This window comes from Streptomyces sp. SCSIO ZS0520 (assembly GCF_025643355.1).
Classification (GTDB): Bacteria; Actinomycetota; Actinomycetes; order Streptomycetales; family Streptomycetaceae; genus Streptomyces; species Streptomyces physcomitrii.
Window position 1 is genome coordinate 7268855 of sequence record NZ_CP092644.1, and the last position, 25534, is coordinate 7294388.

The following is a 25534-nucleotide window of genomic DNA, read 5'->3' on the forward strand; positions in this document are numbered from 1 at the left end:
GTCCTGCCCCACGGGCGGGTCTGTTTCGGTCAAGGGGAATCGCCCGTGAAGTTGTTTGGCAAGCTGTTCGGCAAGAGTGCGCGTGACGGGGGTGGCGCCGCGACCGCGCGCCACCGTGCACAGCGGTCCGGCGATCCGGAGGCGCAGGGGGACGACCGTCCGCTGTTCCGGGACGAGGTCGCTGCTCCGCGCGGAGACATTTCGGGTGGTCAGGGCGCGTCTTCTGTTGACCCTGCCGGTTCCGGCGCCATAGGTTTCAGGGATCCGTCAACGCCGGGTGCGGGTGGAGCCAACGCCTCGGGCCCGTATGCGTCGCAGGCAGCCGCGGGGCAACCGCGGCGGGAGGATCCGTCCATGTCGGCCTTGGTGTGTACGAGGTGCGGGAACCGCAACGCGGAATCGAGCCGTTTCTGCTCCAACTGCGGCGCGCCGCTGCGTGCCGGGGGCGCCGGTGAGCGCCCCTCGGAGACCACCTCGACGATCTCCATCTCGGGCATCGAGGCCTACGAGGCGGAGGCCACCGGCCAGACGCCCACCCCGATGCTCTCGCCCGAGGCGCAGGCCGCGGTCGACGCGCTGCCCGGCGGTTCGGCGCTGCTGATCGTGCGCCGCGGCCCCAACTCCGGCAGCCGCTTCCTGCTCGACGGGGACCTCACCACCGCGGGGCGCCACCCGCAGAGCGACATCTTCCTCGACGACGTGACCGTCTCCCGGCGCCATGTGGAGTTCCGCCGCCAGCCCGACGGCTCCTTCCACGTCGCCGACGTCGGCAGCCTCAACGGCACCTACGTCAACCGCGAGCGGATCGACGCGGTGGCGCTGACCAACGGCGACGAGGTGCAGATCGGCAAGTACCGGCTGGTCTTCTACGCGAGCCAGCGGGGCATCTGACCGCCCCCCGACCCGGTCCGGGGGAATCCCAGGGAAGGCCCATGCTTCGAACTCCGGGCGGCGGTGCCGGCGACGGCGCCGCCGCGGCGGACGGCAGGCTGCTGAGCATCGGCAGCGTGCTGAACGTCCTGCGCGAGGAATTCCCCGAAGTCACCCTCTCCAAGATCCGCTTCCTGGAGGCCGAGGGCCTGGTCGAGCCGCAGCGCACGCCCTCCGGCTACCGCAAGTTCACCCCGGGTGACGTGGAGCGCCTCGCCCGGGTCCTGCGGATGCAGCGGGACCAGTACCTCCCCCTGAAGGTCATCCGCGAGCAGCTGGACGCCGGGCCCGCGGGGGAGGCGCCCGCCGCCGCGCGGGAGGGGGCGGAGGAGGCCGAGCCCGAGGCGCCCGGCGACGGCGAGCGGCCTGCCGTCCGGGTCGGGCGTGCGGAGCTGCTTGCCGCGGCCCAGGTCGACGAGGACACCCTGGCGGAATGGGAGTCCTACGGGCTGCTCAGCGCGCTGCCCGGCGGGGGGTACGAGGCCGAGGCGCTGACGGTCGCCACGCTCGTACGGGAGCTGGGGCGGTTCGGGATCGAGCCGCGGCACCTGCGGGTCCTCAAGGCCTCCGCGGAGCGTGAGGCGGGCCTGGTCGACCAGGTCGTGGCGCCGCTGCGGCTGCACCGCAACCCGCAGACGCGGGCCCACGCCCAGGCTCGTACGAAAGAGCTGGCCGGGCTGACCGCGAGGCTCCACTCGGTGCTCCTGCAGTCGGCTCTCGGGGTGCGTTTGCCCTGATAAGGGGGTGCGCGGCCGGGGTTCCCGGCCGGTCCGACTACCCAAAGGTGCCGGGCACGGCCTAGGGTTGCTGTGTGAACGAGCTCGACGTCGTAGGTGTCCGGGTCGAAATGCCCTCCAACCAGCCGATCGTGCTCCTGCGCGAAGTGGGAGGCGATCGCTACCTCCCCATCTGGATCGGACCGGGGGAGGCCACCGCCATCGCCTTCGCGCAGCAGGGCATGGCTCCTCCGCGACCACTCACGCACGACCTGTTCAAGGACGTGCTCGAAGCCGTGGGCCAGGAGCTCAGCGAGGTGCGCATCACCGACCTGAGAGAGGGTGTCTTCTACGCGGAGCTGGTCTTCGCCAGCGGCGTCGAGGTCAGCGCCCGCCCCTCCGACGCCATAGCGCTCGCGCTGCGGACCGGTACGCCCATCTTCGGCAGCGACGGGGTCCTCGACGACGCCGGGATCGCCATCCCGGACGAGCAGGAGGACGAGGTCGAGAAGTTCCGGGAGTTCCTGGACCAGATCTCGCCCGAGGACTTCGGCACCAACAGCCAGTGAGGGGCGGTATGCGCCGGGTGCCCGAGCGCATTCGGCCAGACTTTCCCCGTCGCGGGGCACGGGAAACCACTCTCAGGGTGATAATCACCCGGCGTGGCGAGCGCGGCGATCGTTGACGCACCCATGGTGACTGCCTACGGTCGTGGAGGCAGGTCAAGGACGCGGAGGTCGGCGTGAGCATGAGCGGCGACGGTACGACTGGGGGAGTTCCCGGGCGCAGCCTCGGGGACCGCGGTCCGTATCAGCTTCAGGGCAACAGGACCGAACGTGCTCCCAAGCTGCCCGCACCCGCCTCGGCGGGGAGCGGACCGGGCGCGGAGGAGATCGGCTACCGCGGCCCCACGGCCTGCGCGGCGGCGGGCATCACCTACCGGCAGCTCGACTACTGGGCGCGTACGGCGCTCGTCGAACCGACGGTCAGGCCCGCCTACGGCTCGGGCACCCAGCGGCTCTACAGCTTCCGCGACGTGGTCGTCCTGAAGATCGTCAAGCGGCTGCTCGACACCGGGGTGTCCCTGCAGAACATCCGCAGCACCATCCAGCACCTGCGCGAGCGCGGCTTCCGCGACCTGGAGCGCATGACGCTGATGAGCGACGGCGCCACCGTCTACGAGTGCACCTCGCCCGACGAGGTCCACGATCTGCTCCAGGGCGGCCAGGGGATCTTCGGCATCGCCGTGGGCGTGGTGTGGCGGGACGTGGAGAGCGCGCTGTCGCAGTTGCACGGGGAGCGCGTCGACACCGGGGAGACGCTGGTGCCGCACCACCCCGCCGACGAGCTGGCCCGGCGCCGCAACAAGGCCGTCTGAGACCGCCCGCCGGATGAGCTCTCCGGCACCGCGCGAGTCCTTCGCGGACGCCATTACCGGTTTCCCGGCCCCCGTTGTCAGTGGTGTGCGGGAGCATCGGTGACGTGAGGACCTCGCCCACCATCCTGCATCTCGACATGGACGCCTTCTACGCCTCGGCGGAGCAGGCCGCCAAGCCGAGCCTGCGCGGAAAGGCCGTGGTGGTCGGCGGTCTCGGTCCCCGCGGGGTGGTGGCGACGGCCTCCTACGAGGCCCGGGTCTTCGGGGTGCACTCGGCGATGCCGATGGGCCAGGCGCGGCGGCTCGCCCCGCACGCCGCCTATCTGGTGCCGCGCTTCGGGCTCTACCGCGCCGTCAGCGAGCAGGTCATGGCGCTGCTGCGGGCGCTCTCGCCGCTGGTGGAGCCGCTGAGCCTGGACGAGGCCTTCGTGGACCTGGAGGCCGAGGGTGCCGCCTGGGACGCGGACTCGGCGCGCGCGGTGGGCCGGGGGCTGCGGGCCGACATCCGGGCGACCACGGGGCTGACCGGTTCGGTGGGCCTGGCCGCCTCCAAGATGCTCGCCAAGATCGCCTCGGAGGAGGCCAAGCCCGACGGCCTGGTGCTCATAGAACCGGGCACCGAGCGCGAACTCCTCGCCCCGATGCCGGTGCGCACCCTGCCCGGCGTCGGCCCCGCGACCGGTGATCATCTGCGTCGGGCCGGGATCACCACGGTCGGGGAGATCGCCGAGGCCGGGATGGAGGAGCTGGTGCGGCTCCTCGGCAAGGCGCACGGCGAGGGGCTGTACGCGATGGCGCTGGCCCATGACGAGCGCCCGGTGGTGGCCGAGCGGGACGCGAAGTCGGTCTCGGTGGAGGACACGTACGACATCGACATCCACGACCGGGTGCGGGTGCGCGGGGAGGTGCACCGGCTGGCCGGGCGGTGCGTGCAGCGGCTGCGGGCGGCCGGGCGGTCCGGGCGCACGGTGGTGCTGAAGGTCCGCCGCTACGACTTCTCCACCCTCACCCGCTCGGAGACGCTGCGGGGGCCCACCGACGACCCCGCGGTGGTGCGCGAGTCCGCGGCGCGGCTGCTGGAGTCGGTGGACACCACGGGCGGCGTGCGGCTGCTCGGCGTCGGGGTCACCGGGCTCGCGGACTACACCCAGGAGGACCTGTTCGCGCAGGCCGCGAGCGAGCGGCCGGAGCCGGAACCGGAGGCGGAGCAGCCCCGGCCCGCGGCCCCGGCGGTGGAGCCCGCCCCGGCGGAGCGCTCCTGGCCCGCGGGGCACGATGTGCGCCACGCCGCCTTCGGCCACGGCTGGGTGCAGGGGAGCGGGATCGGCCGGGTGACCGTGCGCTTCGAGACGCCGTACTCCGGGCCGGGCCGGGTGCACACCTTCCGTACCGACGACCCGGACCTGGAGCGCGCCGAGCCGCTGCCCCTGGTGCCGGTGCCCGCGGCGGACACCGGGCCGGGGGAGTCCTCGGCGGAGGCGGCCGGGGAGCGGGAGACGGCCGAGGAACGGGGGACCGCCGGGGAGCGGGAGGCGGAGGTGGGCCAGGAGGGCGGCTGAGGAGCCGGGAAGGCGGCTCAGGCCTCCTCGGAACCGGCGAGGCGCCCGAAGTCCCGGTCCGGGGGCGGCGGTCCGCCAGGCGCCGTGTCGAGCCCGTAGTGCTGGTAGAGCTGGAGTTCCTGCTCGGGGGAGAGGTGCTTGCCGACGCCGAAGTCGGGGGCGTCCTTGACGAGTGCACGGTCGAAGGGGAGGTGCAGCGCCCCCTCGACCAGTTCGCCGGGCTCCAGCGGGACGAAGGCGTCGTGGCTGAAGAGGCCGGTGCGTATGGCGGCCCACTCCGGTTCGCCGGTGGCGTCGTCGAGGTAGACCTCGTCGACGGTCCCGATCTTGGCTCCGGTGCGGTCGAAGGCCTTGCGGCCTATGAGGTTGCGCGGGTCGATGTCGGTCTGCACGTGCCCCTCCAACTGATCGCAACAACTGGGCGCATTCGTCCGTCGACACCACGAAAGAGCACAATGGTGAATACGGCCACTTGAGCGAGGCCCCCGGGAGGGGCGCTGGTAGGCTGGCAGATGGCTGTCGACCCCGCGCGGGAGAGCCCCCAAGGCAGGAGCGGGGGCGCCGAAGGAGCAAATCCTCCCCGGAATCTCTCAGGCACCCGTACCGCACGGACGAGGTCACTCTGGAAAGCAGGGCGGAGGCGAGGGTCTCCGCGCTCACCGACGGTGAAAGCCGGGGCGTCCTCGGGCGGACCGGTGAAGCTCTCAGGTCGATGACAGAGGGGGAGGCCGATCGGGCGCCACCGCCGTGGTGCCCCCGAAGGTCGCACACGACCAGGAGGCCTCCGAGATGACCCGTATTCCGCTCTCCCAGCTCGAACAGGGCACGCCCTTCGCGCAGCGCCACATCGGCCCCGACGCCGAGGCCCGCGCCAAAATGCTCGCCCAGGTCGGATACGGCTCCCTCGACGAGCTGACGGCCGCCGCGGTACCCGACGTGATCAAGAGCGCCGAGGCCCTCGCGCTGCCGGGCGCGCGCACCGAGCCCGAGGTGATCGCCGAGCTGCGCGCCCTCGCCGACCGCAACCAGGTCCTCGGTTCCATGATCGGCCTCGGCTACTACGGCACCTTCACCCCGCCGGTCGTGCTGCGCAACGTCATGGAGAACCCCGCCTGGTACACGGCCTACACCCCGTACCAGCCGGAGATCTCCCAGGGTCGACTGGAGGCCCTGCTGAACTTCCAGACCATGGTCGCCGACCTGACGGGCCTGCCCACCTCCGGGGCCTCGCTGCTCGACGAGGGCACCGCCGCCGCCGAGGCCATGGCGCTGTCCCGGCGCGTCGGCAAGGTCAAGAACGGCGTCTACCTGGTCGACGCCGATGTGCTCCCGCAGACCGTCGCGGTGCTGCAGACCCGCGCCGAGCCGACCGGCGTCGAGGTGATCGTCACCGACCTGTCCGAGGGCATCCCGGCCGAGATCGCCGCGCGCGGGATCAGCGGTGTGCTGCTGCAGTACCCGGGCGCCTCCGGCGCGGTGCGCGACATCCAGGCCGTCGTCGCCGAGGCGCAGGAGGCCGGCGCCGTCGTCACCGTCTGCGCCGATCTGCTCGCCCTGACGCTGCTCAAGTCGCCCGGCGAGCTGGGCGCCGACATCGCGGTGGGCACCACCCAGCGCTTCGGCGTCCCGATGGGCTTCGGCGGCCCGCACGCCGGTTACCTGGCCGTCCGCGAGAAGTTCGCCCGCAGCCTGCCGGGCCGCCTGGTCGGCGTCTCCGTGGACGCCGACGGCAACAAGGCCTACCGGCTCGCCCTGCAGACCCGCGAGCAGCACATCCGCCGCGAGAAGGCCACCAGCAACATCTGTACGGCGCAGGTGCTGCTCGCCGTGATGGCCGGGATGTACGCGGTCTACCACGGCCCCGAGGGGCTGCGGACGATCGCCGCCCGCACCCACCGCTACGCCACCGTGCTCGCCGCGGGCCTCAGCGCGGGCGGCCTGGAGCTGGAGCACGCCGCCTACTTCGACACCCTGACCGTGCGGGTCCCGGGCCGGGCCGCGGCCGTGGCCGAGGCCGCCCGCCGCGGCGGGATCAACCTCCACCTCGTCGACGGCGACCGCGTCTCGCTGGCCTGCGACGAGACCACCAACCGGGCCCAACTCGCCGCCGTATGGAAGGCCTTCGGGGTCGAGGGCGACATCGAGGCGCTGGACGCCGAGGCGGCCGACACCCTGCCCGAGGGGCTGCTGCGCACCGACGACTACCTGAGCCACCCGGTCTTCCACGAGCACCGCTCGGAGACCGCGATGCTGCGCTACCTGCGCAGGCTCGCCGACCGCGACTACGCGCTGGACCGCGGCATGATCCCGCTCGGCTCCTGCACCATGAAGCTGAACGCGACCACCGAGATGGAGCCGGTCACCTGGCCCGAGTTCGGCGCGCTGCACCCCTTCGCCCCCGCCGACCAGGCCGAGGGCTATCTGACCCTCATCCGGGAGCTGGAGGAGCGCCTCGCCGAGGTCACCGGCTACGACAAGGTCTCCCTCCAGCCGAACGCCGGCTCCCAGGGCGAGCTGGCCGGACTCCTCGCGGTGCGCGCCTACCACCGGGCCAACGGCGACGAGCAGCGCACGGTCTGCCTGATCCCCTCCTCCGCGCACGGCACCAACGCCGCCAGCGCCGTGATGGCGGGCATGAAGGTCGTCGTCGTGAAGACCTCCGGGGACGGTGAGATCGACGTCGAGGACCTGCGGGCCAAGATCGAGCAGTACCGCGAGCAGCTCTCGGTGCTGATGATCACCTACCCCTCGACGCACGGCGTCTTCGAGGAGCACGTCGCCGACATCTGCGGGGCCGTGCACGAGGCGGGCGGCCAGGTCTACGTGGACGGCGCGAACCTCAACGCGCTCGTCGGCCTCGCCAAGCCCGGCCACTTCGGCGGCGACGTCTCGCACCTCAACCTGCACAAGACCTTCTGCATCCCGCACGGCGGCGGCGGCCCCGGCGTCGGCCCGGTCGGCGTCCGCACGCACCTCGCCCCGTACCTGCCGAACCACCCGCTGCAGCCCGCGGCCGGACCGCAGACCGGTGTCGGCCCGATCTCCGCCGCCCCCTGGGGCTCGGCGGGCATCCTGCCGATCTCCTGGGCGTACGTCCGCCTCATGGGCGGAGAGGGGCTCAAGCGCGCCACCCAGGTCGCCGTGCTGAGCGCCAACTACATCGCCAAGCGGCTCGAACCGCACTTCCCGGTGCTCTACACCGGCCCCGGCGGACTGGTCGCGCACGAGTGCATCATCGATCTGCGCCCGCTCACCAAGGCCACCGGGGTCTCCGTGGACGACGTCGCCAAGCGGCTCATCGACTACGGCTTCCACGCGCCGACCATGTCCTTCCCGGTCGCGGGCACCCTGATGATCGAGCCCACCGAGAGCGAGGACCTCGCCGAGCTGGACCGCTTCTGCGAGACCATGATCGCGATCCGGGCCGAGATCGAGAAGGTCGGCTCCGGCGCCTGGCCCGCCGACGACAACCCGCTGCGCAACGCCCCGCACACGGCGAGCGCCCTCGCGGGCGACTGGGAGCACGCCTACAGCCGCGAGGAGGCGCTCTTCCCGACCGGGGTCAGCGCCTCGGACAAGTACTGGCCGCCGGTCCGCCGCGTCGACCAGGCCTACGGCGACCGCAACCTGGTCTGCTCCTGCCCGCCGCTGGACGCCTACGAGGACTGAGCCCCCGGGGGCGGTGACGCACAGGCAACGGCCTCGGGCCGAACCGGATTCGCTCCGGTCCGGCCCGAGGCCTTCTGTGCCGTGGTGTCCGGGCCGCTTCAGGCGGCGGTGACCACCCGGCCCGCCGCGAGCGGGCGGTGCGGGGCGATGACCTTGCCGTCGGGCAGCAGCTCACCGGTGTCCTCGAACAGCAGCACGCCGTTGCACAGCAGACTCCAGCCCTGTTCGGGGTGGTGGGCCACCGGCAGCGCGGCCTCCCGGTCGGCGGAGTCTGCGGACGGGCAAGCTGGCTGGTGCTGGCACATGGCTGGGATCTCTCGGTGCGTCGTGGTGTCTGTCCTGCGGCTCGATTCCGTGCTCATGCCGCCCCCCGTGATGTGTGTAGGTCAGTCCCAGTGTTGCCCCGCGAGCGCGGATCCGCAGGTATTTCCCACCAGCACCCGTCACAGGTTGGTGACGCATCACCCAGGTGGGCGGTTGCGCCCAACAGGACCGTCCCTTCGGGGGGTTCGCCCTGGTCACTTCGGGCCATGCGCGGGCGTGCCCGGGTCAGGCGGTGGTGCGCAGCAGCGGGGCGTGGCCCAGTCGCAGGGTGAGCACCGGCAGCAGGTCGGCGACCTGGTACGGGCGGCCGGCGGCGATGCCCGGGGGCGCAGGGGCGAGCGGGATGAGCAGGTCGGAGGGGGCCGGGGTGCCCTCGGCGGGGTCGGCGGCGCAGTCGCCGTGCAGCCACAGGGTGAGCATGTACAGCTCGGGTACCGAGAGCAGGCGTACCTGGTGGGGTGCCGCCTGGGCGTCCGCCTGCCGCAGGGCCTGCTCCGTGGAGGTGACGTACGGGCCCTCGAAGAAGTGCGAGAAGGCCCAGCCGTCGGGTGTCAGGCGGGTGTCCGCGGCGGCGACCATCCGCTCCCCGGATCTGATGAGGAAGCGCCAGCCCGCGAGCCGGGAGGGCAGCTCCTCGCCCTGGGCCACCCGGTCGAGCACGTGCAGGGGCAGCGGGAGTTCGGGTGCGAGCGGGCCCTGGGCGGACTTCAGCGCGGGTGTGTGCGCCTCGTGGATCGCGGTGGGCGAACCCAGCGCGGTCAGGACACTGCGCAGGGCGGGCGCCGGGGCAGGGGGCACGTGCAGGGCCATGGTGGGTCGCCTCTCGGTCGGAAGGCACAGGGAAACTGAGGCAGGGCGGACGGCGCTGTCAGCTCTCGGGGCCGGAGGCGGGAGGGCTCGCGTGATCCGCGGGGCACCAACTCCTCGCCTCGTTCGCGAAGTTTATACGAGCCTCCTCGGGGCCGCGTTTCCACTAGCCGCCCCCGTGAATACGTGCAAGGCCGTATTCAGCCGGTGTCGACCTGGAATGACCGGTTATTCAGGACCAGGAGCCGAGGTGGACCGGTCTTCTTCGCCGGTGCGGGACGGCTGGATATCGACCCAGCCTTTCACGTTCCGTGTTCACAGCGGCCACGGAAATGTGTCGGGGTCGTATGCCCGGGGAATGTGCTCTCGGTCACCATAGCGCCCCGATCAGCTGCGGCGGGGCTTGTCGATCACCTTACCGGGCATCATCATCCCTGACACCGCGGCCGGGATCTTTGGGCTGCCCGATCGAGGAGGGAAGCTTCGATGGGCGAGAAGGTCGAGGCGGAGGTGCAGGGTCTTGACGACCGGCGCGAGTACCGCAGGAAGCTGCGGGAGTGCCTGGTGGTGCTGGAGCGGATGCTGGCCGGGGAGAGCTTCGACAGGCCCAGGAACATGATGGGTCTGGAGATCGAGCTGAATCTCGTGGGGGCGGACGGGATGCCCCGTATGCGCAATGCCCAAGTCCTGGAACGTATCGCGAGCAAGGATTTCCAGACCGAGCTCGCAATGTTCAATCTCGAAGTGAACATCGCGCCGCACCGGATGGCGGGCCGGGTACTCGACAGGCTGGCCGAGGAGTTGCGTACCTCGCTCGCGTATGCCGACCGGAAAGCGGGCGAAGTCGACTCCGAGGTCGTGATGATCGGAATTCTCCCGACCCTCTCCCAGGACGATCTCGTCTCCGCGAATCTCTCCGACGTGGACCGCTACACACTCCTCAACGATCAGATCGTCGCGGCTCGCGGTGAGGATTTCCAACTGGAAATCGACGGGGTGGAGAGCCTCAGCTGCACCTCCTCCTCGATCGCCCCCGAAGCCGCCTGCACCTCCGTGCAGTTGCACCTCCAGGTCACCCCGGAGCGCTTCCCCGAGGTCTGGAACTCCGCCCAGGCCCTGGCGGCGGCCCAGATCGCCATCGGGGCCAACTCGCCCTTCCTCTTCGGCCGCGAGCTGTGGCGGGAGTCCCGGCCGCCGCTGTTCCAGCAGTCCACCGACACCCGGCCGGAGGAGCTGCGGACCCAGGGAGTGCGGCCCCGGACCTGGTTCGGCGAGCGCTGGATCGACTCCGCGTACGACCTCTTCGAGGAGAATGTGCGCTACTTCCCGCCGCTGCTGCCGATCTGCGACGAGGAGGATCCGCGGTCCGTCCTGGAGTCGGGCGGGACGCCGAGGCTCGGCGAACTCGTGCTGCACAACGGCACCGTGTACCGCTGGAACCGCCCGGTCTACGACGTCGCCGACGGGCGGGCCCACCTCAGGGTGGAGAACCGGGTGCTGCCTGCGGGCCCCACAGTGGCGGACGTGGTCGCGAACACCGCCTTCTACTACGGCGCCATCAGGGCGCTCGCCGAGGACGCGCGGCACCTGTGGTCGCGGCTGCCCTTCGAGGCCGCGGCGGCCAACTTCGAGGCAGCGTGCCGGTTCGGCGTCGAGGCGGAGTTCGACTGGCCGCGCCGGGGGCGGCACGGCGGCACGGTCCGGATCCCGGCCGTGCGGCTGATCGAGGAGGAGCTGCTGCCGCTGGCCTCGGCCGGGCTCGACGCCTGGGGTGTCGAACCCGCCGACCGCGACCTCTACCTCGGCATCATCGAGGAGCGCTGCCGGCGCCGGGTCAACGGCGCCTCCTGGCAGGCCGCCACCTACCACCGGGCGCGCGAGAGCGGACTCGACCGGCCCGCCGCGCTGGCCGCCATGACGCGCCGGTACGCGGAGCTGATGCGGCTCGGCGAGCCCGTGCACACCTGGCCGGTGGAGGTGCCGGCGCCCGTACTGCCCCGGAGCTGACCGGGCTGCCGGGAGCCGTTCCGTGCTGCGGAGTCGACCCGATGCTGCCCGGGAGTTGACCCGTACCGCGGAGTTGACGGTGTTGCCCGGGAGTTGATCCGTACCGCGGAGTTGACGGCGCTGCCCGGGAATTGATCCGTGCCGCCCCGGAGCCGAAGCGGCGCCCGCGCGGCGGCGGGTGGTGAGCGCACAGCGCGGGCGCCCGGGATCCCGGGCGCCCGCGGAGGGTCATCGGTGAGGCGAGGCGGTCATCGGCGAGGCAGGGGCCTCACTGCTGGGCCTTGATGCCCGCTTCCATGATCGCCTTGAGGATGACCGAGTTGATCTTCGAGGGGTCCTCGACCTCGTGGCTGGAGCCGTGGGTGGCCTCGGCTATCTGCGCCGCGTCGTCCTTGTCCGCGTCCGGGCCGATGGTCAGCATGATGACGGGCACCGGCTTGCCGGGCTTCGCCAGGACCGCCAGCCTGCGCAGCAGCGCGGAGCGGGAGAGGTCGCCGGTGTCGTTGCCCCCGTCGGTGACCACGATGACCGTGTTGAACTTGCCGTCGACATAGGAGGAGGTGGCGTCCTTGTAGGCGGCGAGCACGGTGTCGTACAGGCCGGTCTCGTCGGTGCTCTCCGGGGCGAGTTGCTCGTAGCCCTTCTCCAGGTCCTCGACATGCGACTTGGTGATGCGCTTGGTGTCGACGATCTTGCGGTAGTCGCGGTCGCCGTCCAGGTCGGAGGCGAAGTCCCACAGGCCGATCTCGTCCTCGCCCTCGCTGAAGGTCTTCAGGCCTTCGCGCAGGGAGTTCTTCATCAGCGACATCCGGGAGCCGCCCAGCTCCGGGACCATGTCGGCCATCGAGGAGGAGGCGTCGATCACGGTGGTCAGGCGGGCGCTCTGCGCCGTGATGGTCCAGATGCCCAGCGACTCCTGGATCTCCCCGGGGCTCGGCTGCTCGCCGTCGCTGTCGTCGTAGGGCTGCGGGGAGCGGCCGCCCGCCGCCGTCACCAGCTCGGCGGAGGGCTCGTCGGCGTTGGTGCGGAAGCCGTGCTCGTGCAGGATCCGCTTGCCCTCCTGCTCGCCGAGGAGCGTCATGAAGCGCAGGGCGGCGCGCGACTCGTCGGTGGTCATCTCGGATTCGTCGATGAGCGTGTACGGGTAGTCGAGCTGCGGCGAGCCGTCCTTGGGGTAGAAGAGGCTCAGATCGCCGCCGGTGCCCTTGGACTTGGTGTTGTGGGTGAAGGAGGCCTGCTCGGAGAGGACGAGCGCGTCGTTCCCCTTGCCCTGCCCGTCCCGTGCCAGCGAGTCGGCGGCCGTGGTGTCGCCCTCGGCGATGTGCTTCTGGATCGCCCCGGCCACCTCCACCCCGCGGCTGCGGCCGTCCCCGCCGTCCGGCGCGGCGCCCAGCTCGGTGAGGGCCAGCAGCCCGGTCGCGCTGAGCGAGGGGTTGGCCGTGCCGACATGCGCCTTGTCGCCCTTGATCGCGACTTCCGCCAACTCGTCCCAGGAGTACGTCTTCTGGGGCCAGCCGAGCTTGTCGGCGGCGGAGGGCACCGCGGCCACCGCCAGCGGGGTCGAGGCGACGTTGCCCGCGGTGGTCAGCGGCGAGGCGGCACCGGAGTCCGAAGTGCCCTGCACCCACATCTGGGAGTCGGGCACCCAGACGTCGAAGCCGGTGTTCTTCCCGGTGCGCAGCAGCCCGGCGGTCTTGAAGGAGTCCTGGGAGACCACCTTGATGTCCATGCACCGGCCGTCGGAGGTGATCTCGTTCTCGCGCGAGTAGTCCGCGGCGGCCTGCAGGGCGGGGGCCATGTCGGGCGAGGCCGCGACGCTCAGCCCGACGGCGTCGTCCTCGCACGAACTCCCGGACAGCCAGCCCCCGGAGTAGGCGACCGCGCCGCCGGCGGTCACCGTGAGCACCAGAACCGTGGCGATCGCCACGGCGCGGCGCCGAACGCCCGGATGTGGCTGTGTTGCTTCCGGCCCGTACTCTTCGGGCAGGTTGTGACGTCCCATGGCGTTGCCTTCGCTCTCCTGGCCAAACTCTCAGTCGCGTAGCGCCGACAGGGGGACAGGGGCGCCGGGACGGCGGTTTTCCTCGACCTGTCGTACGCGATCTTCGCAAGTCTGTTCGCGAGAGTAGCGGGATCGGTCCGGGGAATGAGGGCGGATTACTCAACTGGAGGCAGGAGTGCAGTCGCAGGCGGGTCCCGTGGCCGAAAATATCCCTTTTGACGGGCGGTCACGAAGAGTCCTGCGGGACGAAACACTGCTCGTGCTCGGTCTGTCACTCGGTGCGAGCGGCGTGTCTGCGCTGGTCAGCTTTGTGGGCTCGCTGACCAAGCCGGGCGGTCTCAAGGACCAGGCGGCCACCCTCAACGCCTCGGCCGCGCCGGGCCGTCCGTGGCTGGACCTCGCCTGGCAGCTCTTCGGAATCGCCACCGCTCTGGTGCCCGTCGCGCTCGTCGCGCACCTGCTGCTGCGCGAGGGCGGCTCGCTGCGGAGCATCGGCTTCGACCGCACCAGGCCCTGGCCCGATCTCGCCCGCGGAGCCGCCGTCGCCGCGGTGATCGGCAGCACCGGCATCGCCTTCTACCTCGCCGCGCGCGGGCTCGGTTTCAACCTCACCGTGGTGCCGGAGGACCTGCCGGACGTGTGGTGGAAGTACCCGGTGCTCATCCTGTCCGCCGTGCAGAACTCGGTGCTCGAAGAGGTCATCGTGGTCGGCTATCTGCTGCGCAGGCTCCAGCAGTTGGGCTGGTCGCCCGCCGCCGCGCTGGCCGCGAGTTCGGTGCTGCGCGGCTCGTACCACCTCTACCAGGGCATCGGCGGCTTCCTCGGCAACATGGTGATGGGCGCGGTCTTCGTGCTCCTGTACCGGCGCTGGGGACGCGTCGGCCCGCTGGTCGTCGCGCACGCGCTGCTCGACATCGGCGCCTTCGTGGGATACGGACTGCTCGCCGGCCGGGTGGACTGGTTGCCGACCGCCTGAGGCGGGCCGCCGGAGCCCGGCCCCGGCGGGCAGCACACCGCGGCCGGGCTCAGGCGAGCAGTTCCCCGTCGACGACGGTGACCGCATGGCCCGTCAACCGCACGCGCCCACCGCTCAGTTCGGTCGCCACCAGTCCCGAGCGCGGTGAGGCCTGGAGCCCGGTGAGCCGGTCGCTGCCGAGGCGCGGGGCCCAGAAGGGCGCGAGGGCGGTGTGCGCGCTGCCGGTGACGGGGTCCTCGTCGATGCCGACGCGGGGGAAGAAGCAGCGCGAGACGAAGTCGTAGCCGCACTCCGGGGAGGCGGCCCGGGCGGTGGCGATGACCCCGCGTTCCGAGTGCGCGGCGAGCGCCCGGTGGTCGGGCCGCAGCGCGTGCACCGCGGCCTCGTCGGCGAGTTCGACGAGCAGGTCGCCCACCTGCGGGCCGGTGTCGTACACGGAGCGGGGCGCCGCGCCCAGCGCCTCGGCCAGCCCCTCGGGCGCGGGCACCTCGGTGAGCGGGGCCGCCGGGAAGTCCATCGCGTAGGAGCCGTCCGGCCGGGCGGTGGCGGAGAGCACGCCGCTGCGGGTGGCGAAGCGCAGGATGCCGGTGGCGGCGCCGGTACCGAACAGGATGTGGGCGGTGGCGAGCGTGGCGTGCCCGCACATGTCCACCTCGGCGGCGGGGGTGAACCAGCGCAGCCGCCAGTCGGCCTCCTCGCCCCCGCCCGGGTGGGCGAAGGCGGTCTCGGAGAGGTTGACCTCGGCGGCCACCCGCTGCATCCAGTCGTCCGCCGGGAAGGCGTCGAGCAGGACGACCCCGGCCGGATTCCCGGCGAAGGGGCGGTCGGTGAAGGCGTCCACGATACGAATCCGCATACGCACGACGCTAGGCCGCGGGCCGGAGGGCGGCCAAGGCCAATCGGGGGTCGGTGGCCTGGTCTTCGGGGGCTGGTGGGGGCGGGCTGTCGGCCGACTGGCTGCGCGCGGGCGGGGCGCTCGACGAACCGGGCCCCCGGCGGGTGATCCGCTCAGACGGCGAGGCGTCGGGGCCGGGCGTCCGCCCGTCCGTAGGAGAGCACCCGGGCGAGCGCCTCCCGGAACCGGGCGAGGTCGTCGGCCGGTGCTTCGATCACGGCCTCGACGACGGCCTCGATCCTGCTGTCGTCCGCGCGCAGGTCTTCCAGCGCCTCGGGGTCCAGTGCGACGCGGAGGACGGCGCCCGTCAGCACGGCCTCGCGCACACAGCCGTAGGCCGTCCCTCCTCCCGCCGTGACCAGGCAGTACGTGTCCATCCCCAGGGCCGCCTCCTGGTCGTCGGGCTCCTCTGCTCCCGCCAGGAACACCAGGAGGAAGCCGCTTCCGTCCTCTCCTTCGGCGAGAGCGGCCTGGGTGAAGCGGCCGTCGGGAGCGCTCTCGGTGGCGGTGGCGCGGGCGGTGAACCGGTACGTCATTCCGGCGTTCTACCAGCGTCGCCTTCGGGGCTGTGAGCAGGGAACTCCGGGGGCGATCGGGCAGGGTGCGCCGTCGTCGATCCGGCCCGAGGGGGCAAGCGCCTTGCCGTACGACAGTCTCCGATATATCGTTGAGGCATCGCGAGCGATACGCGACCGATTTCCGAAGCGAAGAACGAAGAAGAAGGAAAGGGTGGGTGAGCGAGATGCGTTCCCACGGACACGGACACGGAAGAGAGCACTGCGGACCCGGGCACCCGGGCAGTGAGGGATTCGAGAGCAGGCGTGCCGCCTTCGGCCCCTTCGGGCCGGGGTTCGGCGGGCCCGGGCCCTGGGGCGGGCGCGGCGGCGGCCGGGGCGGTCCCCGGGGCCGGGCGCGCCGCGGTGATGTACGGGCCTCGATCCTGGCCCTGCTCGGCGACCGGCCGATGCACGGCTACGAGATGATCCAGGAGATCGCCGAGCGCAGTGGCGGCGCGTGGAAGCCGAGCCCCGGCTCGGTCTATCCGACGCTGCAACTCCTGGAGGACGAGGGCCTGATCCGCAGCGAGTCGGAGGGCGGCAAGAAGCTCTTCGCGCTGACGGAGGAGGGTGCCACCGCCGCCGCGGAGGGACCCGAGGCGCCCTGGGAGGAGGCCGGCCGCGGCGTCGACTGGGAGACCGTCAACGAGATCCGCCAGGCGGGCTTCGGCCTCATGGAGGCCTTCGGCCAGGTCTGGAAGACCGGCAGCAAGGAGCAGCGCGACAAGGCGGTCGGCGTGCTCAACGAGGCGCGGAAGAAGCTGTATCTGATCCTCGCCGAGGACAGCTGACCGGCAGGCCCCCTGCACCCCGGCCGGACCGGGGTGGCAAGGGGGCTCGGCGCGTGTAGGGGGAGATGTCCTGGGATCTCATCCCCAAGGAGGAGGAGCGGCGCAGGGAAGGCCAACCAGGGCGGGAGGCGGAAATGCTTCCCGCAGCCGACGATTCGGCCCGCACCGGCTGATGAGGTGGGAAACGTGCAATCCCGCATACCGCATGAGACCCCGGACGGCAGTCCGCGAGCCGCCTGGCCTGGTGCCCCGCTCACCGTGGAGCTGACGGCGGCGCTCACCGGTGCGCGCCGGAGGGCGGCACGGGACCGCGACCGGGAGACGGACACGGCACATCTGCTGCACTCCCTGCTCGAATCCGACCCCGAGGTGCGCGCCGTCTTCGGCGGCGCCCGGGTGGTCAAGCTGCTCGGCTATCTGGTGCAGCGCAGCATCGGCTACGGACTGCGGTGGCAGGGCGCGGCCGAGAGCACTGGCACGCCGCCGGTGGCCGGGGGCTCGGGGTTCTCCGCCGCGGCGGCGCGTGCGCTGGAGGCGGCGGCGGTACGCGCGGTGGGCCGGGGCGCCCCGGCCGCCGACGGGCTCGATCTGCTCGCCTCCCTCGTGGCGGACCCCGACTGCCGGGCCGTCGAGGTGCTGCGGCGCTCCGCCTTCCGCGCCGCCGAACTCCGGGCCCGGATCGAGGCGGTACGCGCGGGCAGCGCCCGGGGCGAGGAAGTGGGCAACTGAGGCCGCCGCGCGGGGACTTGGCGGCGCCGACCGGCTGACGTACCGCCCGGGGCCGCGCAGGGCCCAAAACGTCAGGAGTCTGGGTCGTGACGCTCATGACGAGTCCTGTCATCATGTGGCGGTGCACACGACAAAACCCGAGACGACCGGCGCCCGCGGCCGGGGTCTCGCCCTCGCCCTCGTCTCGGCCTGCGCCTTCGGCGGCTCCGGGGTCGCGGCCAAGCCGCTGATCGAGGCGGGTCTGGACCCGCTGCACGTGGTGTGGCTGCGGGTGGCGGGCGCCGCCCTGGTCATGCTGCCGCTCGCCTGGCGGCACCGCGCCCTGGTGCGAAGGCGGCCGGTGCTGCTCGCCGGGTTCGGCCTGCTCGCCGTCGCCGGGGTCCAGGCCTGCTACTTCGCCGCGCTGTCCCGTATCCCGGTCGGGGTGGCGCTGCTCGTCGAGTACCTGGCGCCCGCGCTGGTCCTCGGCTGGGTGCGGTTCGTGCAGCGCAGGCCGGTGACCCGGGCCGCGGCGGTGGGCGTGGTGCTCGCGGTCGGCGGCCTCGCCTGCGTGGTGGAGGTGTGGTCGGGGCTCGGCTTCGACGCCTTCGGGCTGCTGCTCGCCCTCGGCGCGGCCTGCTGCCAGGTCGGGTACTTCGTCCTCTCGGATCAGGGCGCCGCGGACGACGGCACCGAGGCCCCGGACCCGCTCGGCGTCATCGCCTACGGACTGCTCGTCGGCACCCTCGTCCTCACGGTGATCGCCCGGCCCTGGGAGATGGAGTTCGCGGTGCTCGCCCGGCAGGCGGAGATGGACGGCAGCGGGGTGCCCGCGGGTGTGCTGCTCGCCTGGATCGTCCTGGTGGCGACCGTGGCCGCCTATGTCACCGGGGTGCTCTCGGTACGGCGGCTGTCCCCGCAGGTGGCGGGGGTGGTCGCCTGCCTGGAGGCGGTGATCGCCACGGTGCTCGCCTGGGTCCTGCTCGGCGAGCGGCTGTCCGCACCGCAGGTGCTCGGCGGGATGGTGGTGCTGGCCGGAGCCTTCATCGCCCAGTCCGCCGCCCCGGCCAAGGCCTCCCCGGAACCTGTGCTCGGCTCGCTGCCCGGTGCTCTGCCCGAGGAGCCGGGTGCCGGGGAACCGCGCGCCCGGTCCGGGGAAGCGGGCGCCGGGGACGAGGAGTCGGCGGGTACGGAAGCGTCCGCCGCCGATGCCGGAGCGCCCGGTGCCGCAGCGCCGGGCGCCCCGCTGCCGCGTGCCGCGGAGCCGGGTGCCGGGACGGAACCCTGCGGCAGCGCTGTCGTACCCGGGTCGTAGAATCCGGCTCATGCACGCACGCGCGCTCGTTCTGCCGCCTCCGGCCCGCTGAGGCGGGCCCTGACGTACCGCCCGACCCAGGGGCTTCTCGTCTCGATCATGCTGGGCTCGCGGGGGCCAGGTCTCGCACCTCGCTCCCTGAGCCGGACTGATCCGCACGGAAGACCCCCGTGGCCGGGCCCGTCTGTGCTGCCCGCAGAAGTCGTCCCGGGGACCTGAGGACAGGTCCCGCTTCAGAGCTTCTGCGAAGTGCGGAGAACACGCGTGACCACCACTGCTCTCACCGGCCTGCCCGTCGGGCGCGGCCTGCTCTATCTGATCGTCGCCGGAACCGCCTGGGGGACCGCGGGCGCGGCCGCGAGCCTGCTGTTCGCGGCCGGTGACCTCGGCCCGCTCGCCCTCTCCTTCTGGCGCTGCGCGGGCGGCCTCCTGCTGCTCCTCGCCGTCCGCGCGCTGACGCCCCGGCGGGCCCGGCCGGTACTGCCGCGGCGCACCCGGCTGCTGCGCGGCGCCGCCACGGGCGCCGCGCTCGCCCTCTTCCAGACCGCCTACTTCGCCGCGGTGGAGTCCACCGGCCTCGCGGTGGGCACCGTGGTCACCCTCGGCGCCGGGCCCGTGCTCATCGCCCTCGGCGCCCGCCGGGTGCTCGGGGAACGCCTCGGCCGGGCGGGCGGCACCGCGGTCGCCGGGGCGCTCGCCGGGCTCGCGGTCCTGGTGCTCGGCGACGGCGGCGGCACCGTGCGCCCGGCGGGGGTCGCCCTCGCGGTGCTCTCCGCCGCCGGGTACGCGGTGATGACCCTGCTGACGCGCTGGTGGGGCCGCGACGGCGGGGCCGATCCGGCGGCGACGCTGTGGACCTTCGCCTTCGCCGCGCTCGCCGTGCTGCCCTTCGCCCTGCTGGAGGGCCTGACGGCGCACACCGCCCGGCCCGGCTACGTCCTCGCCCTGCTGGTCTACGTGGCGGCGGTGCCCACCGCCCTCGCCTACGCCCTCTACTTCGCGGGGGCCGCGGTGATCCGTTCGGCCACGGTCTCCGTGATCATGCTGCTCGAACCGGTCAGCGCGGCCGTGCTCGCGGTGACCCTGCTCGGTGAGCAGCTCTCCTGGGCGACGCTCGCGGGGACGGTGGTGCTGCTCGCCGCGGTCGCCGGTCTCGCGGCGGCCGAGAGCCGGGACGCCGACTCGCCCGTGCCGGGCGGCGGTTGGGGCCCGGCAGACGGCCCTTCCTGAGCAGCCGGACGTACTCAGCAGCAGCCGGACGTGCTCCGTCGCGATGCGTACGGTACGTACCCCGCCTGGTTCGCAGGGGTACGTCCCCCCCCGCCCGGCTCGCACGGCGCGTACTCCCGCCCGGCGCCCACCGGGCGGGAGCGCCGCTCGGCCGACCCTCCGCTCAGCCGGCCATCCGTTCCAGGTAGTCCGGCACCGCGGTCGTCTCCGCGAGGTCGGCGGCGGGCACCGGTTCCCCGTAGGCGGTGCGCACCGGGAGGACGCCGCTCCAGTGCGGCAGGGACAGGTCCTCGGGGTCGTCGCCGGGGTCGCCGGTGCGGCTCTTGAGCGAGACCTCGGCGAGGTCGAGGGCGAGGACCGCGGTGGCGGCCAGTTCCTTGGCGTTCGCGGGGCGGGAGTCGGCGCTGCGGCCGGGGACCACCTGGTCGACGAGGGCGTTCAGGGCGAGGCGGCGCTCCTCCTCGTCCAGGACCGCCACGGCCCGGCCGTGCACCATCACCGAGCGGTAGTTGATCGAGTGGTGGAAGGCGGAGCGGGCGAGGACCAGGCCGTCGACATGGGTCACGGTCAGGCAGACCTCGATGCCCTCCGGTTCGCCGTGCGCGGTGCGCAGCGGGCGCGAGCCGGTGGAGCCGTGGAGGTAGAGCCGCTCGCCGACCCGGGCGAAGAGGGTGGGCAGGACGACGGGCGCGCCGTCGCGGAGGAACCCGAGGTGGCAGAGGAAGGCCCCGTCGAGCGCGGCGTGCACCGACTCCCGGTCGTAGGAGGCGCGTTCGCGGGCGCGGGTGGGGATCGTGCGCGCGGTCGGGGCGTAGGCGGGGCTCTCCGGCATGGGGGACTCCTCGGGGGCGCTGGTACGGTCTTGCGCTCGACATTGCACTAGTACATAGTGTTCTTTGTGCTAGGAGAGTATCCGATCCATGGTGACGGAGCCCAGGGGATTTCCCGCAGCATCGAGGAGGCGGTGGGCCGCGGTGCGCTGCGGCCCGGTGAAGTCCTGCCGCCGATCAGGGAGTTGGCGACCCGGCTCGGGGTGAACCCGAACACCGTCGCCGCCGCCTACCGGGGCCTGCGGGAGCGCGGGGTGGTGGAGACGGCCGGGCGGCGCGGCACCCGGGTGCGGTCCAAACCGGCGAGCACCCCGCGCGAGAACCTGCGGGTCGAGGTGCCCGCCGGGGTACGGGACCTCTCGCTCGGCAATCCCGACCCCGCCCTGCTGCCCTCGCTCGCCGGGGCCTTCGCGAGCGCCGCCCGGGCCGCGGACGCCCGCCCGGTGCTCTACGGCGAGGAGGCGGTCGATCCCGAACTGGCCCGCAGGGCAGCGGAGTTGTTCGCCGAGGCGGGGGTGCCCGAGGCGCCCGTGGCGGTCACCTCGGGCGCGCTCGACGCGATCGAGCGGGTGCTCCAGGCGCATCTGCGGCCGGGGGACGCGGTCGCCGTCGAGGACCCCGGCTGGGAGAGCCTGCTCGATCTCGTGCCCGCGCTCGGGCTGCGTGCCGTACCGGTCGCGCTCGACGACGAGGGCCCGCTGCCCGAGGCGGTGGACCGGGCCCTGCGCGCGGGCGTCCGGGCGGTCCTGGTGACCGACCGCGCGCAGAATCCGACCGGCGCCGCGATCACCGCCCGGCGCGCGGCCGAACTGCGGGAACTGCTCGGCGCCCACCCCTCCGTCCTGCTCGTGGAGGACGACCACGGGCACGGCATCGCGGGGCTGCCGCTGCATCCGCTGGCCGGCGCCACCCGGCACTGGGCCCTGGTCCGCTCCACGGCCAAGGCCTACGGCCCCGACCTGCGCCTCGCCGTGCTCACCGGCGACGAGCTGACCATGGACCGGGTCCGCGGCAGGCAGCGGCTCGGCCCGGGCTGGGTGAGCAGGCTGCTGCAGGGCGCGGTCGCCCGGCTCTGGGCGGAGGGGGCGCCGGACCTGGACCGGGTCGCACGGGCCTACGGCGAGCGCCGGGGCGCACTCCTCGACGCGCTGGCCGCCCGCGGGATCACCGGCCACGGGGTGAGCGGGCTGAACGTCTGGCTGCCGGTGCCGGACGAGACCGCCGTCGTCGCCCATCTGCTGCACGCGGGCTGGGCGGTGGCCCCCGGCGCCCGCTACCGCCTCGGCAGCGGACCCGGCATCCGGATCACCACCGCGGAACTCACCGCCGCGGAGGCGCAGCCCCTTGCCGGGGCGGTGGCGGCGGTGCTCGGTCCGGTCCCGGGGCGCCGGTACGTGTGAGCCGGTGCGGGGGAGGGGCGGGCCGGGAGCGCGCCGAGTCCGGGTCACGCTCGGAAAGCCAGCGGGCCGGAGCCGAAGCCGGGACGCCGCCGGGCCGCGGAACGGCCGGGCCGAACACGGAAGTTGCCGAGCCGGAGCCGGAGCCGGAGCCGGAGCCGGAGCCGGAGCCGGAGCCGGAGCCGGAGCCGGAGCCGGGAGCCGGGAGGCGTGCCCGGAGCCGCGCCCGGCGGTGAGCGCGGCGCCGCGCTCAGCCCGCTGTCGCCGACGCCGCCGCGACCAGCCCCGCCATCACCCGGGTGTCCTCGCCCATCTCCGGGTGCCACTGCACGCCGAGCGCCCAACTGCCGGGCAGCTCAAGGGCCTCGACGGTGCCGTCCTCGGCGTGGGCCGAGGCGAGCAGTCCGGTGCCGAGGCGGTCCACCGCCTGGTGGTGGTAGGTCGGCACCTCGGTCTGCTCCGGGACGAGCTGCGCGTACCGGGTGCCCGGGACCGGCTTCACGCTGTGCTCGGCGAAGACGCCCGGGCCGCCGGTGTGCCCGTCCAGGTGCTGCACCAGGGTGCCGCCGCGGGCGACGTTCAGCAGCTGCATGCCCCGGCAGATCCCGAGCAGCGGGGTACCGGCGGCCAGGGCCGCGTCGATCAGGGCGAGTTCCCAGGCGTCGCGCAGCGGGGCGGGCGGTCCGGTGCGCGGGCCCGGCTCTGCGCCGTAGCGGCGGGGGTCGACGTCCGCGCCGCCCGCGACGACCAGGCCGTCGAGCCGGGCGACCGCCTCGGCGGCGAGCGCGGGATCGTCCGGCGGGAGCAGCGCGGCGAGGCCGCCCGCCGCCTGGACCAGCCGCGGATAGCCCTCCGGCAGCAGGGCGGCGGGCAGCTGCCACACCCCCCAGGCGGCCGGGTCCAGATAGGTCGTCAGGCCGATCAGCGGCTTGGGCACGGCGCGTTCTCTCCTTCACCTCGGTGGTCGCGGACGGCGCGGTGCCGCTCCGGCCCGGGGACGGGCCGGAGCGGCACCCCGCGTCCTCAGTCGCGTTCCAGCTCGGCCTCGGCCGCCGCCAGGGCGGCGAACTCCTCCTCGGGGGCGCTCGCCACCAGATGCCGCCGACTGTAGAAGGCGAAGTAGGCGAGCGCGATCGCGTAGACCCCGAGCGCCATGAAGGCCGCCTCCTTGTCCACCAGGAAGGTCGCGAGCAGGGCGGACAGCGCGAGCAGGAAGGCGAGCGTGGAGGTCAGCTTCCCGCCGGGCGTGCGGTAGGGCCGCGGCAGCTCGGGCTCGCGGATCCGCAGCACCAGGTGGGAGAGGGCCATCAGGGCGTACGAGATGGTCGCGCCGAAGACCGCGATGTTCAGCATCCGGGCGCCGTTGCCGGTGCCCGCGGCGAGCGCGAAGCCGATCGCGCCGGGGATGAGCAGGCCGAGGTAGGGGGACTTGCGGCGGCTGGTCAGGGAGAGGAACCGGGGCAGGTAGCCGGCCCGGGAGAGGGCGAAGAGCTGGCGGGAGCCCGCGTAGATGAGGGAGAAGAAGGAGGCGACGAGCCCGGCGAGGCCCGCGTAGTTGACGAACCGGCTCAGCGCGGTGGCCTCGCCGTCCCCCTGGAGGGCGACGACCAGCGGGTTGCCCGCGTCCTTGATGGCGTCCGAGCCGTGGGCGCCGGTGGCGGCGAAGAAGGTCAGTACGGCGAGTCCGGCCAGGATGAGCATGGCGAGGGAGAGCGCGCGCGGCATCGAGCGCACCGGGTCCTTCGCCTCCTCGGCGGCGAGCGGCACCCCTTCGACGCCCAGGAAGAACCACATGCCGAAGGGGAAGGCCGCCCAGATGCCCATCAGGCCGAACGGCAGCCAGGAGCTCGCGCCGAAGTCGCCCCCGGCCGGGATGTCGTCGAGGCCGCCCGCGTCGAACTCGGTGAAGGCGCCGACCGCGAAGATCAGCAGGGCCGAGACCGCGATGGCGGTGACCACCAGGCTGAAGCGGAGCGCCTCGCCGACGCCCCACAGGTGGATCCCGATGAAGATCGCGAAGCAGGCCAGATAGACCGGCCAGCCCGAGGTCAGCCCGAAGAGGTTCAGCGATTCGACGTAGTCGCCGATGAAGATGGAGATGGCCGCGGGGGCGAGGATGTACTCGATCAGGATCGCGGTCCCGGTGAGGAAGCCGCCCCAGGTGCCGAGCGCCCGGCGGGCGAATCCGTAGCCGCCGCCCGCCGTGGGCAGGATCGCGGAGAGCTCGGCGAGGGAGAAGACCAGCGCCGCGTACATGATGCCCATCAGCAGGGTGGCGATGGCGAGGCCGCCGAAGCCGCCCTTGGCCAGGCCGATGTTCCAGCCGGAGAAGTCGCCCGAGACGACGTAGGCCACGCCGAGTCCGGTCAGCAGGAGCCAGCCCGCGCTGCCGCGCCGCAGGGTCCGCCGCCCGAGGTAGTCGTCCGTCGCGGCGTCCCCTGGTGAGGTCCGTGGCCCGGAGGTGTCTTCCAGCTTCATGGCAGCAGAGCTCCTGCGTAGTGCCCAATGGAATGGATCCATACCTTTGCGGCGACGCCCGGAGAACGCAAGGCCTCTGCGTAACTTTCGGGTAAACCGGCGGTGTTCCGCCCGGCGGCCGGGGCCGTCCGCTCAGGTCAGGAAGCCGCGCAGCAGGGCGGCGGTGCCCGCGCAGTGCTCGCGCATCACCTCGCGGGCGGCGTCCGCGTCCTGGTCGAGCACCGCCTCGACGAGCACCGTGTGCTGGTGCTGGGAGTGCTCCAGGTTGCGTACAAGCAGCGGGATGCAGTCGAGCAGGTCGTTGACCCGGGCGCGGACGGCGGCGTACTGGGCGGTCAGCGAGGGCGAGCCGGCGAGTTCGGCCAGCGTCAGGTGGAAGAGCGTGTCCTGGCGGCGGTACTCCTCCAACGGGGCGTCCCCGGTGGACCGCAGCGCCGAGCGCAGCCGCGCGGCACCCTCCTCGGTCAGCCCGTGGGCGGCGCAGAGCCCGGCCGCCCCGGACTCCAGGACCTCGCGGAAGCGCAGCAGGTCCTCGACGTCGACCTCGGCGGTCCTGCGCCGCAGCTCCTCCTCTCCCGGGGTGCGCTCGCGCTGGAGCACGAAGGTGCCGCCGTACCGGCCGCGGCGGCCCTCGACCAGGCCCTGCTCCTGGAGCACCTTCAGCACCTCGCGCAGGGTGACCCGGCTGATGCCCATCCGCTCGGCCAGTTCGCGTTCCGCGGGCAGGCGCGCGCCGCCGGGCACCAGGCCGAGACGTATGACCTGGAGGATCTGCTCCAGTGCCTCCTCGAAGCCGCTGCCCGCCCGCACCGGGCGCAGGACCGGCGCGAGAGGGTCGCCCGGGCCGCCGGAGGGCGCGGCGAACGGGTCGGCGGATCCGCTCTTCTTCGTCACCTTGCGGTTTCCCCTTCCCAAGCAATGGTCTTCGGCAATACCTTATGGCTTCCGGCAGGCCGAAGGAGGAG

The 25534-nt window shown here is 73.1% G+C and carries 23 protein-coding genes and 1 riboswitch; of the genes, 13 read left to right on the top strand and 10 right to left on the bottom strand.

Translation table 11 applies throughout. The annotated features are described in order from the left end of the window. The first annotated feature begins 3 nt into the window (after positions 1 to 3). The 5 genes from MID12_RS29650 to MID12_RS29670 all read left to right on the top strand — a co-directional run bounded on the left by MID12_RS29650 (position 4) and on the right by MID12_RS29670 (position 4583). Complete coding sequence (locus tag MID12_RS29650) at positions 4 to 891, top strand: FHA domain-containing protein (RefSeq protein ID WP_210430881.1); 888 nt, start codon at positions 4 to 6, stop codon at positions 889 to 891. A 41-nt stretch (positions 892 to 932) separates the two neighbouring features. Then, positions 933 to 1667 carry a MerR family transcriptional regulator gene (locus tag MID12_RS29655; RefSeq protein ID WP_263172081.1) on the top strand — a complete coding sequence of 245 codons (735 nt, stop codon included), beginning with the start codon at positions 933 to 935 and terminating at the stop codon, positions 1665 to 1667. Positions 1668 to 1741: 74 nt separating this feature from the next. After that, on the top strand, positions 1742 to 2215 hold the full coding sequence (locus MID12_RS29660; protein ID WP_040255172.1) for a bifunctional nuclease family protein: 474 nt from the start codon (positions 1742 to 1744) through the stop codon (positions 2213 to 2215). 173 nt (positions 2216 to 2388) lie between these two features. Beyond that, positions 2389 to 3024: a MerR family transcriptional regulator gene (locus tag MID12_RS29665; RefSeq protein WP_317633412.1), complete on the top strand. Its 636-nt coding sequence runs from the start codon at positions 2389 to 2391 to the stop codon at positions 3022 to 3024. A 104-nt stretch (positions 3025 to 3128) separates the two neighbouring features. Beyond that, a complete protein-coding gene (locus MID12_RS29670) occupies positions 3129 to 4583 on the top strand; it encodes a DNA polymerase IV (protein ID WP_263172085.1) in 1455 nt (484 codons plus the stop codon). A 17-nt stretch (positions 4584 to 4600) separates the two neighbouring features. Here the strand turns inward: MID12_RS29670 and MID12_RS29675 are convergent, their stop codons facing one another. Further along, positions 4601 to 4975 carry a PRC-barrel domain-containing protein gene (locus tag MID12_RS29675; protein WP_040255174.1) on the bottom strand — a complete coding sequence of 125 codons (375 nt, stop codon included), beginning with the start codon at positions 4973 to 4975 and terminating at the stop codon, positions 4601 to 4603. A 128-nt stretch (positions 4976 to 5103) separates the two neighbouring features. Continuing rightward, a riboswitch (glycine riboswitch) is annotated at positions 5104 to 5199 on the top strand. Positions 5200 to 5372: 173 nt separating this feature from the next. On the opposite strand from MID12_RS29675, the gene gcvP reads away from it, so the two are divergent. Beyond that, positions 5373 to 8252: an aminomethyl-transferring glycine dehydrogenase gene (gene gcvP / locus MID12_RS29680; RefSeq protein ID WP_263172087.1), complete on the top strand. Its 2880-nt coding sequence runs from the start codon at positions 5373 to 5375 to the stop codon at positions 8250 to 8252. Positions 8253 to 8350: 98 nt separating this feature from the next. Here gcvP and MID12_RS29685 read toward each other — a convergent pair whose 3' ends face one another. Together MID12_RS29685 and MID12_RS29690 are read right to left on the bottom strand one after the other, a co-directional pair. Continuing rightward, positions 8351 to 8557, bottom strand: a complete 207-nt coding sequence (locus MID12_RS29685) for a DUF5999 family protein (RefSeq protein ID WP_040255175.1) — start codon at positions 8555 to 8557, stop codon at positions 8351 to 8353. Positions 8558 to 8801: 244 nt separating this feature from the next. Then, positions 8802 to 9386, bottom strand: coding sequence for a hypothetical protein (locus MID12_RS29690; RefSeq protein ID WP_263172092.1), 585 nt, complete (start codon positions 9384 to 9386; stop codon positions 8802 to 8804). Between the two features lie 483 nt (positions 9387 to 9869). On the opposite strand from MID12_RS29690, the gene MID12_RS29695 reads away from it, so the two are divergent. Further along, complete coding sequence (locus MID12_RS29695) at positions 9870 to 11390, top strand: glutamate-cysteine ligase family protein (protein ID WP_040255177.1); 1521 nt, start codon at positions 9870 to 9872, stop codon at positions 11388 to 11390. A gap of 268 nt (positions 11391 to 11658) precedes the next feature. Here the strand turns inward: MID12_RS29695 and MID12_RS29700 are convergent, their stop codons facing one another. Then, complete coding sequence (locus tag MID12_RS29700) at positions 11659 to 13317, bottom strand: substrate-binding and VWA domain-containing protein (protein ID WP_317633413.1); 1659 nt, start codon at positions 13315 to 13317, stop codon at positions 11659 to 11661. Between the two features lie 250 nt (positions 13318 to 13567). On the opposite strand from MID12_RS29700, the gene MID12_RS29705 reads away from it, so the two are divergent. Further along, positions 13568 to 14368 carry a CPBP family intramembrane glutamic endopeptidase gene (locus MID12_RS29705; protein WP_263172095.1) on the top strand — a complete coding sequence of 267 codons (801 nt, stop codon included), beginning with the start codon at positions 13568 to 13570 and terminating at the stop codon, positions 14366 to 14368. A gap of 49 nt (positions 14369 to 14417) precedes the next feature. Here the strand turns inward: MID12_RS29705 and MID12_RS29710 are convergent, their stop codons facing one another. Then, a complete protein-coding gene (locus MID12_RS29710) occupies positions 14418 to 15224 on the bottom strand; it encodes a PhzF family phenazine biosynthesis protein (RefSeq protein ID WP_263172098.1) in 807 nt (268 codons plus the stop codon). Between the two features lie 152 nt (positions 15225 to 15376). Continuing rightward, positions 15377 to 15799 carry an Imm10 family immunity protein gene (locus tag MID12_RS29715; RefSeq protein WP_263172100.1) on the bottom strand — a complete coding sequence of 141 codons (423 nt, stop codon included), beginning with the start codon at positions 15797 to 15799 and terminating at the stop codon, positions 15377 to 15379. Between the two features lie 206 nt (positions 15800 to 16005). On the opposite strand from MID12_RS29715, the gene MID12_RS29720 reads away from it, so the two are divergent. The 4 genes from MID12_RS29720 to MID12_RS29735 all read left to right on the top strand — a co-directional run bounded on the left by MID12_RS29720 (position 16006) and on the right by MID12_RS29735 (position 19864). Beyond that, positions 16006 to 16611, top strand: coding sequence for a PadR family transcriptional regulator (locus tag MID12_RS29720; protein ID WP_263173539.1), 606 nt, complete (start codon positions 16006 to 16008; stop codon positions 16609 to 16611). A 186-nt stretch (positions 16612 to 16797) separates the two neighbouring features. Next, complete coding sequence (locus MID12_RS29725; protein ID WP_411577018.1) at positions 16798 to 17340, top strand: peptidase; 543 nt, start codon at positions 16798 to 16800, stop codon at positions 17338 to 17340. A 121-nt stretch (positions 17341 to 17461) separates the two neighbouring features. Further along, positions 17462 to 18634, top strand: coding sequence for an EamA family transporter (locus MID12_RS29730; protein WP_411577019.1), 1173 nt, complete (start codon positions 17462 to 17464; stop codon positions 18632 to 18634). Positions 18635 to 18898: 264 nt separating this feature from the next. Continuing rightward, entirely contained in the window at positions 18899 to 19864 is a 966-nt protein-coding gene (locus MID12_RS29735) for a DMT family transporter (RefSeq protein ID WP_263172104.1), read from the top strand. A gap of 163 nt (positions 19865 to 20027) precedes the next feature. Here the strand turns inward: MID12_RS29735 and MID12_RS29740 are convergent, their stop codons facing one another. Beyond that, positions 20028 to 20696 carry a pyridoxamine 5'-phosphate oxidase family protein gene (locus tag MID12_RS29740; protein WP_263172106.1) on the bottom strand — a complete coding sequence of 223 codons (669 nt, stop codon included), beginning with the start codon at positions 20694 to 20696 and terminating at the stop codon, positions 20028 to 20030. A 66-nt stretch (positions 20697 to 20762) separates the two neighbouring features. On the opposite strand from MID12_RS29740, the gene MID12_RS29745 reads away from it, so the two are divergent. Beyond that, positions 20763 to 22094: an aminotransferase class I/II-fold pyridoxal phosphate-dependent enzyme gene (locus MID12_RS29745; protein ID WP_263172107.1), complete on the top strand. Its 1332-nt coding sequence runs from the start codon at positions 20763 to 20765 to the stop codon at positions 22092 to 22094. A gap of 247 nt (positions 22095 to 22341) precedes the next feature. Here MID12_RS29745 and MID12_RS29750 read toward each other — a convergent pair whose 3' ends face one another. From MID12_RS29750 to MID12_RS29760, 3 genes are all read right to left on the bottom strand, one after another. After that, entirely contained in the window at positions 22342 to 23028 is a 687-nt protein-coding gene (locus MID12_RS29750) for a gamma-glutamyl-gamma-aminobutyrate hydrolase family protein (RefSeq protein WP_263172110.1), read from the bottom strand. Between the two features lie 86 nt (positions 23029 to 23114). Continuing rightward, positions 23115 to 24569 (bottom strand): ethanolamine permease, encoded by a 1455-nt coding sequence (gene eat / locus MID12_RS29755; protein WP_040255190.1) that lies wholly within the window; start codon positions 24567 to 24569, stop codon positions 23115 to 23117. A gap of 132 nt (positions 24570 to 24701) precedes the next feature. Then, complete coding sequence (locus MID12_RS29760) at positions 24702 to 25463, bottom strand: FadR/GntR family transcriptional regulator (RefSeq protein ID WP_411577020.1); 762 nt, start codon at positions 25461 to 25463, stop codon at positions 24702 to 24704. Positions 25464 to 25534: the final 71 nt, after the last annotated feature.